Genomic DNA, 13,349 nt, shown 5'->3' with positions numbered 1-13,349 from the left:
CCACCCAGCCAGTCCACAGCCAGGAGGAAGCGCGAGATGACAGACTGTAATGAAATTAATGCCGGCAGGCGCGGCTTGCTGATCGCCGGCGCGCTGTCGGCCACGGCCGCCGCCGTACCCGGTGTGGCAGGCGCGGCTGGGGCGGTGAATACGGCCGCCCAGGCCCGTGTTTCTTCGCCACCCGTGCTGATGAAAGTCAGCCTCGACGTCAACGGCCGGCGCCACAGCCTGGAACTCGACACGCGCACCACCTTGCTCGACGCCTTGCGCGAACATTTGCAGCTGACGGGCACCAAGAAGGGCTGCGACCACGGCCAGTGCGGCGCCTGCACCGTCATGCTCGACGGCCAGCGCATCAATGCCTGTCTGACTCTTGCCGTGATGCATGATGGCGCCAAGGTCACCACCATCGAGGGTCTGGGCACGCCAGAGAAATTGCATCCGATGCAGGCCGCCTTCATTGCACACGACGGCTACCAGTGCGGCTATTGCACCCCGGGGCAGATATGCTCGGCCGTCGCCGCGCTGGGCGAGATCCGCCAGGGCATCCCCAGCCACGTCAGCGCGGACCTGAGCGCGGCCCCGCAGGCAACGCCCGAAGAATTGCGCGAGCGCATGAGCGGCAACATCTGCCGCTGCGGCGCCTACTCCAACATCATCGAGGCCATCACCGAGGTGGCCGGGAGGCCGGCATGAGGGTATTCAGCTACCAGAAGGCCACTTCACCGGCCGAAGCGGCGGCGGCCGCCGTGAACACGCCGGGCGCCAGATTCATCGCGGGCGGGACGAATCTGCTCGACCTGATGAAGCTGGAAATCGAAACGCCGGCACACTTGATCGACGTCAATGGCCTCGCGCTGGATACGGTGGAAGCAACAAAGGATGGCGGCCTGCGCATCGGCGCCCTCGTGCGCAACACGGCGCTGGCCGCGCACGCCACCGTGCGGCGCGATTATGGCGTGCTGTCGCGCGCCTTGCTGGCCGGCGCTTCGGCGCAATTGCGCAACAAGGCGACGACGGCGGGCAACCTGCTGCAGCGCACGCGCTGCCCGTATTTCTATGACACGAACCAGGCTTGCAACAAGCGCGTGCCGGGCAGCGGCTGCTCGGCCATAGTCGGCTTCAGCCGGCCGCTGGCGATTCTGGGCGGCAGCGATGCCTGCATCGCCACGCACCCGAGCGACATGGCCGTGGCCATGCGCGTGCTCGACGCCGGCATCGATACGGTGCGGGCCGATGGCAGCACGCGCAGCATCCCCATCGCCGACTTTTACCGCTTGCCGGGCAACACGCCGCACGTGGAAACTGTGCTGCAGCCGGGCGAACTGATCACCAGCGTGACCTTGCCCCCGCCCGTTGGCGGCACGCACGTCTACCGCAAGGTGCGCGACCGGGCCTCGTACGCGTTCGCGCTCGTGTCCGTGGCAGCCATCATTTTGCCCAACGGCAAGGGCAGGCTGGCCTTGGGCGGCGTCGCGCCGCAGCCGTGGCGCGTGTCCGCCGCCGAGCAGGCGATACCCGATGGTGCCGCCGCCGTGAGCGAACGCCTGCTGGCCGGCGCCCATCCCACTGACGACAATGGCTTCAAGGTGACCCTGGCGCAGCGCACGATTGCCTCGGTGCTGGCGCAAGCACAAGCGAAGAAAGGCTAGGGCCATGAAATTTTCGACACCGGCGACCACCAATCCCATCGACCAGCTGAAAATCGTGGGCCGCCCCACGGACCGCATCGACGGCCCCCTGAAAACCACGGGCACGGCGCCGTATGCATATGAACAGAACAAGGCCGCGCCGCATGCGGCCTATGGCCATGTCGTCGGCGCGGCCATCGCCAAGGGGCGCATTGCCTCGATCGACACCAGCGTCGCGCGGCGCGCACCGGGCGTGCTGGCCGTGGTCACGGCCGAGTCGGCTGGCAAGCTGGGCAAAGGCAAGATGAACACGGCAAAGCTGCTGGGCGGGCCGGACATTGAACATTACCACCAGGCCATCGCGCTGGTGGTGGCGGAAACCTTCGAGCAAGCCCGCTCGGCCGCACAGTTGCTTGACGTCAAGTATGTCGAGCAAACGGGTGCGTTCGACTTGGCCAGGGCCAAGGGCGGCGCCGCCAAGCCGAAGGAGGGCAAGCCCGACAGCAAGACGGGCAACTTCGCCGGCGCCTATGGCCATGCCCCCGTGCGCCTGGACGCCATGTACACGACACCCGACCAGTCGCACGCGATGATGGAGCCGCACGCCTCGATTGCCGCCTGGGAAGGCGACAAGGTGACGGTGTGGACGGCGAACCAGATGGTGGACTGGGGCCGCAGCGACCTGGCCCGTACGCTTGGCATACCGAAGGATAAAGTGCGCATCGTTTCGCCGTATATCGGCGGCGGCTTCGGCGGCAAGCTGTTCGTGCGCGCGGAAGCCTTGCTGGCGGCTCTGGGCGCGCGCGCGGCCCAGCGTCCCGTCAAGGTCGCCCTGGCGCGGCCCTTGATGATCAACAACACGACGCACCGGCCCGCCACCATCCAGCGCCTGCGCATCGGCGCCACGCGCGACGGCAAGATCACGGCCATCGGCCATGAATCGTGGTCCGGCGACTTGAAAGGGGGTCAGCCGGAAACGGCCGTGATGCAGACGCGGCTGCTGTATGCGGGACCGAACCGCATGACGGCCATGCGCCTGGCCGTGCTTGACTTGCCGGAAGGCAACGCCATGCGCGCGCCGGGCGAGGCGCCGGGCATGATGGCGCTGGAAATCGCGATGGACGAGATGGCGGACAAGCTGAAAATGGACCCCATCGTCTTCCGCATCCTGAACGACACGAAAGTGGACCCGGAAAAGCCGAGTAGGCCGTTTTCCCAGCGCCGCCTGATCGATTGCCTGCGCACGGGCGCCGTGGAATTCGGCTGGAAAGAACGGCAAAGCCAGCCCGGCACGCGGCGCGACGGCCGCTGGCTGGTGGGCATGGGCGTGGCGGCCGCCTTCCGCAACAACCTCGTCATGAAGTCCGCCGCCCGTGTGCGTCTTGACGGCAACGGTATCGTGACCGTGGAAACGGACATGACGGACATCGGCACGGGCAGTTACACCATCATCGCGCAGACGGCGGCGGAAATGCTGGGCGTGACCTTGAACAAGGTGGTCGTGCGCCTCGGCGACTCGGATTTTCCCGTCTCGGCCGGTTCGGGCGGGCAGTGGGGCGGCAACAGTTCCACGGCCGGCGTGTACGCGGCCTGCGTGCGCCTGCGCCAGGCCATCGCCGGCAAGCTGGGCTTCGATGAGAAAGAGGCGCGCTTTTCCGATGGGCAAGTGAGCCAGGGCGAGCGCAGCGTGCCGCTCGCTGCCGCCGCCTACCATGGCGACGTCGTCGCGGAAGACCATATGGAATACGGCGACCTCGATAAAAAATTCCAGCAATCGACGTTCGGCGCCCATTTCGTCGAAGTGGGCGTGGACGGCGACACGGGCGAAGTGCGCGTGCGCCGCATGCTGGCCGTGTGCGCGGCCGGCCGCATTTTGAACCCGAAAGCGGCGCGCAGCCAGGTGATCGGCGCCATGACCATGGGCGTGGGCGCGGCCCTGATGGAAGAACTGGTGGTCGACCAGCGCCGCGGCTTCTTCGTCAACCACGACCTGGCCAGCTACGAAGTACCCGTGCACGCCGACATCCCGCACCAGGACGTCATCTTCCTCGATGAAACGGACCCCACGTCTTCGCCCATGAAAGCCAAGGGCGTGGGCGAGCTGGGCATCTGCGGCGTGGCGGCGGCCATCGCCAATGCCGTCTACAACGCGACGGGGGTGCGCGTGCGCGACTATCCGCTGACGCTCGACAAGCTGCTGCGGGGGCTGCCCGTGACGGGCTGACATCTGCCTGGCGCCTGGCGCGCGTGACAATGCGTGTATTTTTGGTAATTTTCAAGTGCTATGCTCGGAACGCATGTTGCGGGGAAATTTCCGGTCCGCAAGGCCATGCCGCCAGGAGAATGCATGAACAGCTCATCAATGCCGCCGCGGTTACTGATCGTCGATGACGAGCTGGCGCATGTGCGCGCGCTGTGCGACACCTTGCGCGGCCAGGCATACGACACGACGGGGCTCGCTTCGGGCGAGGCGGCGCTGTCGCTGCTGGCCGTCGAATCGTTCGACCTGCTGCTGGTCGACCTGATGATGCCGGGCATGAACGGCATCGCCGTGGTGGAAGCGGCGCGCAAGATCGATCCCGACCTGGCCTGCATCATCATGACGGGCGAAGGCACGATCGCCTCGGCCGTGCAGGCCATGAAGGCGGGCGCGCTCGATTATGTCGTCAAGCCGTTCAAGGTGTCGGGCATACTGCTGATACTGGCGCGGGCGCTGGAAACGCGCCAGCTGCGCATCGCCAATGCGCGTCTGGAACTGCTGCTGCGCCAGCACACGGCCGAACTCGACGCCATGAACAAGGATTTGCAGCTGGCCCGCGAAGTGGCCGAGCGGGCGAACCAGGAAAAGACCAATTTCCTGTCCAGCATGAGCCACGAGCTGCGCACGCCGCTCAACGCCATCATGGGCTTTTCGCAGATGCTGATGTCCGATTCCATCCCCTCGACGGGGCAGGAAAAGAAAACCTTTGCCTCGCACATCTTCGGCGCCGGCCGGCATTTGCTGACCCTGATCAACGACATCCTCGACATCGCCAAGATCGAGTCGGGCAATATGTCGCTGTCGATGGAACCCGTGAGCCTGGCCGACATCTACCACGAATGCTGGCAAATGATGGAACCGCTGGCGCACAAGCGCGGCATCACCCTGACGTTCGTCGAAGCGGGCGGCGTGCATGTGCTGGCCGACCGCACGCGCCTCAAGCAGGTTCTGATCAACCTGTTGTCGAACGCAGTCAAGTACAACCGCGAACAGGGCGAGATCCACGTCGATTGCCAGCCCGTCGACGCGCGCCAGCTGCGCCTGTCCGTGCGCGACACGGGCGGCGGCATGAGCGCCACGCAGCTGGAGGCGCTGTTCCAGCCCTTCAACCGCCTGGGACGCGATGCGCGCGACGAGGAGGGCACGGGCCTGGGCCTGGTGGTCAGCAAGCGCCTGGCCGAAGCCATGCAGGCCAGGCTGGGCGTGGCCAGCACGCCCGGGCGCGGCAGCACTTTCTGGCTCGATATCGCCAGTTGCCCGGCGCGCCAGCCGCCGCAGGACAGTGCGCGCCTACCCGTCATTGCCCGTCCCGCCGAAATGCTACGGCTGCCGGACCGCAAGACGCTGCTGTATGTGGAAGACAATCCCCTGAATGTGACCCTGGTGGCGGGTTTGATCCATTTCCGTCCCGATCTCGACCTGCTGTCGGCCGGCGACGGGCAGACGGGCCTGGACATGGCGCGCCGCCACGTGCCGCAGCTGATACTGATGGATAGCGACCTGCCCGACATCAGCGGCACGCAAGTCATGCAGCTGCTGCGTGCCGATGCCCGCACCGCGCATATCCCCGTCATCGCCCTGACGGCCGTGGCCGGGCCCGGCGATATTCGCCAGGGACTGGCGGCGGGCTTTTACCGCTATCTCACCAAGCCGATCGACGTAACGGCGTTTTCCGAGGCCATCAACAGCGCGCTGGAGTCGGCCACGGCGCAGTGCAGCGCATGAGCGGCCTTGCACCGGGGCGGTGGATGGCCAGGCTGGCGGTCATCGCGCTGTTGCTGGCGCTGGTTGCCGTGGCCATCTGGCAGCTCCATGCCCGTCCCGCCGCGCCGCCCGGCCCCGTGGAAGTGCTGCGCCTGGCCGTGAATGCGGAATACGTGGGCAGCTGCCCCGTCCTGGCCGCGCACGGGCAGGGGCATTTCGCGCGCGAAGGCATCGACGCGCGGCTGCAGCCGTATTCCTCGGGCAAGGCGTCGATGGAAGCCGTGTTGCAGGGCAAGGCCGACCTGGGCACGGTTTCCGATATTCCCGTCGTGCTGGCCAGCCTGCAGAACCAGTCCGTCGTCATCATCGCCAGCATCTTCGAGGCCGAGCGCGACCACGGCATCGTGGGGCGCCTGGACCGCGGCGTGTCCACGCCCGCCAGCCTGAAGGGCAAGCGCATCGGCGTGACCCTGGGCACGTCCGGCCAGTTTACGCTGGACGCCTTTTTGAACCGCCAGAAGCTGCTGCCCACCGAAGTCACCTTGCGCAACTACGCGCCCGAGCAGCTGGCCGGGGCGCTGGCGCGGGGCGAGGTCGACGCTGCGGCCGGCTGGGAACCGTTCCTGACGGGCATGACGCATGCCATCGCGGGCAAGGCGGCCATCTTCTATGGCGAAGACGTGTATGCGGGCCTGTTCAACGTGGCCGGCACGGACGGCTATGTGCGCAGCCACCCGGCCACGGTGCGCAAGGTGCTGCGGGCGCTGATTGCCGGCGCCCGCTTTTGCCAGGATGAGCCCGACGCCGCGCGCGCCCTGTTTGCCAAGGCATCGGCCAGCGAGACGGCTCGCCTGCAGGCGGCCTGGCACGGTTACCGCTTCGGCGTCGTGCTCGACCAGGGCTTGCTGCTGGCGCTGGAAGACGAGGCGCGCTGGGCCATCAGGAACCGGCTGGCCGAGCGCGGCACCATGCCGAACTTCCTCGACGCCGTCTACCTGGACGGGCTGGAAGCCGTGGCGCCATCGGCCGTGACGGTCATTCATTGAGAAGGCCACCGTGAAAATCGTAACGCGTTTCAAGCTGGCCGAACTGTTTTGCGTGGTGCTCGTGGCCATCATCGTCGCCATGCTGTTTTCCACCACCATGGCGATGCAGCGCGAACTGGCGAAGAACAAGGCGGCGGCCGATATCCTGCAAGCCGTCACGTCGCTGCGCTACCTGTCGATCGAATATGCGTTGCACCATGGCGAGCGCACGCGGGCCCAGTGGCAGCTGCGCAGCGAATCGCTGTCATCGGGCCTGCTGGCCACGCCCTCCTTCAGCACGGACGAGGAGCGCGCGCTGCTGCTGAAATTGCAGGGCGACCTGGCCGGCGTGGGCGGCCTGTTCCACCTCTTTGTCGCGAACCACCGCGAGCTGGGGCAGGACCCGCAGCGGCGCGAAGTGCTGGACGAGCTGGAGTCGCGCCTGTCCGGCCAGATCATGGGCAAGGTGCAGGGCATGATTTCGGAGGCGATGCGGCTGTCCGAGTTGAGCAGGCAAGGCGTGCTGGAGGCGCAGCAGCGGGCCAACGTGGCCGTGATGCTGTTTGGCGGCATGATCATCGCGCTGGTGGCCGGCCTGATTTACTTCACCATCACCAGCGTCACGGGACCGCTGGAAAAACTGCGCCAGGGTACCCTGATCGTCGGCGCCGGCAAGCTGGACTTTTCGCTCGGCGTGCACACCAAAAATGAAATCGGCGACCTGGCGCGCGCCTTCGACGGCATGACGGAAAAGCTGCGCCGCACCACCGTCTCGCGCGACGAGCTGGCGCACACGAATGCGGCCCTGGAAACGCAGATCGCCGAACGCCAGCTGGCCGAGCGCAAAGTACATGAGCAGGTCGAACGCCTGAACCTGCTGCAGCAGATCACGCGCTCGATCGGCGAGCGGCAGGATTTGCGCAGCATCTTCCAGGTGGTCGTGCGCAGCCTGGAAGAGCAGCTGCCCATCGATTTCAGCTGTATCTGCCTGTACGAACCGTCGCAGCACGCGCTGCAGGTGACGTGCGTGGGCGTGCGCAGCGAGGCGCTGGCGCAGTCGTTCATGATGAGCGAACATGCGCACATTCCCATCGACGAGAATGGCCTGTCGAGCTGCGTGCGCGGCAAGCTCGTATATGAAGCCGACATCGCCGGGGTGGCGTTTCCGTTTCCGCAGCGCCTGGCGCAAGGGGGACTGCGCGCCCTCGTCATGGCGCCGCTGCTGGCCGAAAACACGGTCTTCGGCATCCTGATCGTGGCGCGCCGCGCCGCAAACAGCTTTACCAGCGGCGAATGCGAATTCCTCAACCAGCTGAGCGAACACGTGGCGCTGGCCGCCAACCAGGTGCAGCTCTACGGCGCACTGCAGCGCGCCTATGACGATTTACGCCAGACGCAGCAGTCGGTGATGCAGCAGGAACGACTGCGCGCGCTGGGGCAGATGGCCAGCGGCATCGCGCACGACATCAATAACGCCATTTCCCCCGTGGCCCTGTACACGGAATCGCTGCTGGAGACGGAAACCAATCTCAGTCCGCAGGGCCGGCATTGCCTGGAAGTGATCGAACGTGCCATCGACGACGTGGCCGCCACCGTGGCGCGCATGCGGGAATTCTACCGCCAGCGCGAGCCGCAACTGGCGCTCTCGCCCATCGATGCAAACTTGGTGGTGCAGCAGGTGCTGGACCTGACGCGCGCGCGCTGGAGCGACATGCCGCAGCAGCGCGGCATCGTCATCGCCCTGCGCACGGAGCTGACCGACGGGCTGCCCATGCTGCCCGGCAGCGTGGGCGAATTGCGCGAAGCACTGACGAACCTCGTCTTCAATGCCGTCGACGCCATGCCCGATGGCGGCACCCTGACCGTGCGCACGGCTAGCGTAGGTGCACCCGGCCAGCTGACGCGCCAGGTGCTGATCGAAGTGGCCGACACGGGCGTCGGCATGGACGAGAATACGCGCCGCCGCTGCCTGGAACCGTTTTTCACCACCAAGGGCGAGCGGGGAACGGGCCTGGGCCTGGCCATGGTGTACGGCATGATGGAGCGCCATGGCGCCAGCATCGATATCGTCACGGCGCCGGGGCAGGGCACGGCGGTGCGCCTGGCATTTCCCGCCTGCGCGGCGGATGCTGGGGAGCCGGCGCCCGACGCGGCCCACGCCGTGCCGCCGCGCCTGCGCATCCTCGTCGTCGATGACGACCCGATGGTGCTCAAGTCCCTGCGCGACATCCTGGAAATCGATGGCCACGACGTGGTGTCCGCCGATGGGGGCCAGGCCGGCATCGACAGCTTCCTGGCCGCGCGCGACCGGCACGAGGATTTCGAGGTGGTCATCACGGACCTGGGCATGCCCCACGTGGACGGGCGCAAGGTGGCCAGCGCCGTGCGCCAGTGTTCGCCGGCCACGCCCATCATCATGCTCACGGGCTGGGGCCAGCGCCTGGCGGCCGACAGCGACTATCCCGAACATGTCAACTGCGTGCTGGGCAAGCCGCCCCGGCTGAAGGAATTACGGCGCGCCCTGAATGCGGTCATCTCGACGGCTTAGCCTGCTGCGGCATTCCTTGTCCTTCAAGACCGCTGCTGCGTTGTCGGCGCCTGACAACAATGGCAAAATTGCGGGACATCCTCCAGTCCCTGCAATATAATGAGAATCATTATCATTAAAGCCGCCGGATCCGCTCTTGTCTGCCTTGCCTTTTCCCTCGAATGACGCCACCCTGGCAGCCGGCCTGTTTACGGGCCACCATGGCTGGCTGCTGCAGCGCTTGCTGTTACGCCTGCGTAACCGGGCGGAGGCGGAAGATGTCACATCGGAAACCTTTGTGCGCGTGCTGCATGCGGGGCGGCTGGCCGCCATCCGCGAGCCGCGCGCCTATCTCACGACGGTAGCGAAAAGCATCTTGCTGCAGCAATGGCGGCGGCGCGATATCGAGCAGGCCTATCTCGACACCCTGGCGCTGCTGCCGGACGCCGTCCAGCCATCGCCCGAGGAACGCGCCGTGCTGCTCGAAGCGCTGGAGCGGCTGTCGCGCGCGCTTGATACCTTGTCCGTCAAGGCGCGCAGCGCCTTTCTCATGAGCCAGCTCGATGGCCTCACGTATGCGCAGATCGCGGCGCAATTGGGCGTATCGGCCAGCATGGTGCGCCAGTACATGGCGCAAGGCTTGCGCTGCTGCCTGGCCGCCGCGGAGTTGGCATGAGCATGTCCCCTGCGGTACAGGACGCCGCCATCGGCTGGCTGGTCGAACTGAGTTCGGGCGAGGCGGACGCGGCCCAGCATCAGGCCTTCGCCCGCTGGCTGGCCGCCGATGCGCGCCATGCGGCCGCGTGGCACACCTTGGGGCAGGCCGTCGAGCACAGCGTCGGCCCGCTGCAGGCGGCGGGCGGGGCGGGGACCGTCGGGCAAACCTTGGCGCGCGCCGCCCGGCACGATCAGCAGCGGCGCCAGTGGCTGCAGGGCGCCCTGTGCCTGGCGGGCGCGGCGTTCGGCGGCGCCTGGCTGCTGCGCGGCAGCCCGTTCTTGCCGGACTGGAGCGCCGACCTGCATACGGCCACGGCCAAGCGGGGCCGCTACACGCTGGCCGACGGCAGCGTGCTGACTTTGGATGCCCGTTCCTCGGCCGATACGGACGTCACGCATGGACATCGCCACGTCACCTTGCGCCAGGGCCAGCTGCTGGCGCGCGTGGCGCACGCGGCAAATGCGCCATTCCTGCTGCGCAGCGCGCACGGCACGGTGACGGCGCAGGGCGGCGAACTGATGCTGCGGCGCGAAGCGCAGGGCACCGTGGCGCTGGCCGTGCGGGGCGATCTCGACGTGCGTCCGGCCGGCAAAGGACTGGCGCGCGTGCTGCGCCAGGGCCAGGCGGCGCGCTTCGACGCGGACCGGCTGACCATGCTGCCCGGCATGGCGCCAGGGCAGGCGACGGCGTGGGAGCAGGGCATGCTGGTGGCCGTCGACCAGCCGCTGGGCGAAGTGGTGGCCGCCTTGCGTCCGTACCGCCACGGCTACATCGACATCACGGCGCAGGCGGCGGCGCTGCGCGTATCGGGCAATTACTCGCTCGACGATAGCGGAGCGACCTTGCTGGCGCTGGCCGAAACCTTGCCCGTCACCTTGCGCCAGGGGCCCGGCGGCTGGTGGACGGGCCTCGATGTGAAGCGGGCCTGAATTATTTTTGCGCCGGCACTGTCACTTTTGGCGCGCCGCGACTCATACCTGGTGTAGCCCCACTTTTCCTTCACCACCAAGATAGAGTCCCAGCATGCCACCATTGTTGATGCGCCAGATTCCCCTGGCTGTAATGTTACTTTCCTGCGCCGTGCCCACCGTCCTGGCGCAAACGCCAGCGGCGCAAATGGCGCCAGCCACCGTGCGCTATGACGTGCCGGCCCAGTCCCTGAACGCCAGCCTGATCGCGATTGCCAGCCGTGGCGGCGTGCGCATTTCCATCGATGCGGATCTGGTGCGCGGCGCCAGCGGGGCGGCCGTGCACGGCGATTTCACGGCGGAGCAGGCCTTGCGCCGCGCCTTGCAGGGCACGCAGCTGGTCCTGCTCAAGACCGATAGCGGCGTCTATACCGTGCAAGCGGCGGCGCCACAGGCCGCCGCCCATCCCGAGGCAACGATGCCGGAAGTGGTCATCACCACCAATTACCTGGGCCAGGTGACGGAAGACACGGGTTCCTATACGACGGGCGCCGTCAGCACGGCGAACCGCCTGGTGCTGTCGCCGCGCGAGACGCCGCACGCGGTCAGCGTCGTCACGCGCCAGCAGATGGACGATTTCGGCCTGGTGCAGCTGAGCGAAGTGCTGAACCACACGCCGGGCGTGTACGTGCAGCACATCGACAGCGAGCGCACGATTTACTATGCGCGCGGTTTTTCGCTCGACAATTTCAGCTACGACGGCTTGCCGTGGACGCGCGACGCTTCGCTGAACCTGGGCGAGTCCCTGGCCAATATGGACCTGTACGACCGGGTCGAGGTGCTGAAAGGCGCGAATGCGCTGATGAGCGGCGCCGGCACGCCGGGCGCCACGGTCAATCTGATCCGCAAGAAGCCCACGCGTGAATTGCGCGCGCTGGCCGACCTGGCGGCTGGATCGTGGAGCAATTACCGTGGTATGGTTGACGTGGGCGGTCCCCTGGATGACAGCGGCAGCGTGCGTGCGCGCGCCGTGGCGTCCTATCAGGACAAGCATTCGTTCGTCGACCGCTACCAGCGCCGCTCCGAACTCGCGTATGGCACGCTGGAGGCGGACCTGTCGCCGCGCACCTTGCTGACCGTGGGCGCCGACTACCAGCACACGGTGCCGCGCAATAGCGACTGGGGCGGCGCGCCGCTGTTCGACGCGGACGGCAACCGATTCACCATGCCCCGTTCGTTCAACGGCGCGCCCACCTGGAGCACGCAGCAGACGCAAGCCAAATCCGTCTTCGCTTCGCTCGAGCACACCTTCGACAATGGCTGGCTGGCCAATCTGCGCCTGATCCACCAGGCCAACGCCCTGTATGCGCCCGTCGCCTACCTTGACGGTTTTCCGAAGGCGGACGGCAGCGGCACGTCCGTCACGGCGCGCCAGTACAACAGCGACGCCACCAGCAATGGCCTGGACGTGTACGCCAAGGGGCCGTTTACCTTGCTGGGCCGCACGCATGAACTGGTGGTGGGCGCGAACGCCTACCGCAAACAGTCGGACGACGTTTTCAGCCCGTATTCCTTCATCAAGGTCGATAACATTTACACCTACCGGGGCATAGTCGCTGAGCCGAAGTGGGAACTGGACACGGCGCGCGAAGTCATCCGCCAGAAGGCCGTGTATGCGACGGGCCGCTTTTCGCTGCCGCAGGGCGTGCACGTGATCGTAGGCGGGCGCCTGTCGTCCTACGTCAACCCAACGGCCGAGATCGATGAAGCGTCGATCTTCACGCCGTATGCGGGCCTGACGTGGGACTTCGCGCCTAACCTGACGGCGTTTGCCAGCTACAGCGACATTTTCAGTCCGCAAAACAGCCGCGACGTCGACAACAAGACCCTGGACCCCGTGCTGGGCAAGAATATCGAGGCGGGCGTGAAGGGCGTCTTCCTCAACGGCCGCCTGAACGCCAGCGCGGCCGCTTTCGAGGTGCGCCAGGATAATTTTGCCGAGTCTGTCGATGCCGTGAACAAGGTGACGGGCATGGACGCCTACCGCGCCATCGACGGCGTGCGCTCGCGCGGCGTGGAGCTGGAAGTGTCGGGCCAGCTGATGCCGGGCTGGCAATTGCAGGCCGGCTACACGCACAAGATCGCGCGCGACGCGGCCGGCAAGGTCAATACCCTGGCGCCCGAAGACCAGCTCAGCCTGTACAGCACCTGGCAGCCGATGCCGCGCCTGACGCTGGGCGGCGGCGCCCGCTGGCAATCGCATACCTGGCAGCAAACCCGGGCCGTGCGCGGCGGCACCACCACCGTGCACCAGGGCTCGTACGCCGTGTTCGACGCCATGGTGCGCTACCAGGTCTCCGATCGCCTGGCCCTGTCGCTCAACCTCAACAACCTGGCCGACCGCAGCTACTACGGCATCAGCACGGGCCGCAGGGTCAGCTATGGCGACCCGCGCAACGCGATGCTGAGCTTGAACTACCGCTATTGAGGTCGTGCGGGCCGGGCCGCCTTGACCCGGTCCACATGGCGGTACAGCGAACATGGTCTTTCCGCTATACTGGCCCCCCGATATTGCC

At 66.8% G+C, this 13,349-nt stretch carries 9 protein-coding genes; all 9 read left to right on the top strand.

The features are described from left to right. Positions 1 to 36 precede the first annotated feature (36 nt). The 9 genes from paoA (at position 37) to MRBLMS1_RS26800 (ending at position 13,261) form a co-directional block, all read left to right on the top strand. On the top strand, positions 37 to 696 hold the full coding sequence (gene paoA / locus MRBLMS1_RS26840; RefSeq protein WP_485883306.1) for an aldehyde dehydrogenase iron-sulfur subunit PaoA: 660 nt from the start codon (positions 37 to 39) through the stop codon (positions 694 to 696). After that, entirely contained in the window at positions 693 to 1,652 is a 960-nt protein-coding gene (locus tag MRBLMS1_RS26835) for an FAD binding domain-containing protein (RefSeq protein ID WP_485883304.1), read from the top strand. Before paoA ends, MRBLMS1_RS26835 begins: the two co-directional genes overlap by 4 nt. A 4-nt stretch (positions 1,653 to 1,656) precedes the next feature. Beyond that, a complete protein-coding gene (paoC, locus tag MRBLMS1_RS26830; protein WP_485883302.1) occupies positions 1,657 to 3,855 on the top strand; it encodes an aldehyde oxidoreductase molybdenum-binding subunit PaoC in 2,199 nt (732 codons plus the stop codon). A gap of 123 nt (positions 3,856 to 3,978) precedes the next feature. After that, a complete protein-coding gene (locus MRBLMS1_RS26825; protein WP_485883300.1) occupies positions 3,979 to 5,616 on the top strand; it encodes a response regulator in 1,638 nt (545 codons plus the stop codon). After that, a complete protein-coding gene (locus tag MRBLMS1_RS26820) occupies positions 5,613 to 6,641 on the top strand; it encodes an ABC transporter substrate-binding protein (RefSeq protein ID WP_485883298.1) in 1,029 nt (342 codons plus the stop codon). Before MRBLMS1_RS26825 ends, MRBLMS1_RS26820 begins: the two co-directional genes overlap by 4 nt. A 10-nt stretch (positions 6,642 to 6,651) precedes the next feature. Further along, positions 6,652 to 9,168, top strand: coding sequence for an ATP-binding protein (locus tag MRBLMS1_RS26815; protein ID WP_485883296.1), 2,517 nt, complete (start codon positions 6,652 to 6,654; stop codon positions 9,166 to 9,168). Between the two features lie 136 nt (positions 9,169 to 9,304). Beyond that, positions 9,305 to 9,823, top strand: a complete 519-nt coding sequence (locus MRBLMS1_RS26810) for a sigma-70 family RNA polymerase sigma factor (RefSeq protein WP_485883294.1) — start codon at positions 9,305 to 9,307, stop codon at positions 9,821 to 9,823. Continuing rightward, entirely contained in the window at positions 9,820 to 10,794 is a 975-nt protein-coding gene (locus MRBLMS1_RS26805; RefSeq protein ID WP_485883292.1) for a FecR family protein, read from the top strand. Before MRBLMS1_RS26810 ends, MRBLMS1_RS26805 begins: the two co-directional genes overlap by 4 nt. A 94-nt stretch (positions 10,795 to 10,888) precedes the next feature. Then, positions 10,889 to 13,261: a TonB-dependent siderophore receptor gene (locus MRBLMS1_RS26800; RefSeq protein WP_485883290.1), complete on the top strand. Its 2,373-nt coding sequence runs from the start codon at positions 10,889 to 10,891 to the stop codon at positions 13,259 to 13,261. Positions 13,262 to 13,349 lie beyond the last annotated feature (88 nt).

The organism is Massilia sp. LMS1-1-1.1 (assembly GCF_040815535.1).
GTDB lineage: Bacteria > Pseudomonadota > Gammaproteobacteria > Burkholderiales > Burkholderiaceae_D > Janthinobacterium > Janthinobacterium aestuarii.
The sequence above is the reverse complement of the archived record's forward strand: the minus strand, read 5'-3'. Positions and strand labels throughout refer to the sequence as shown.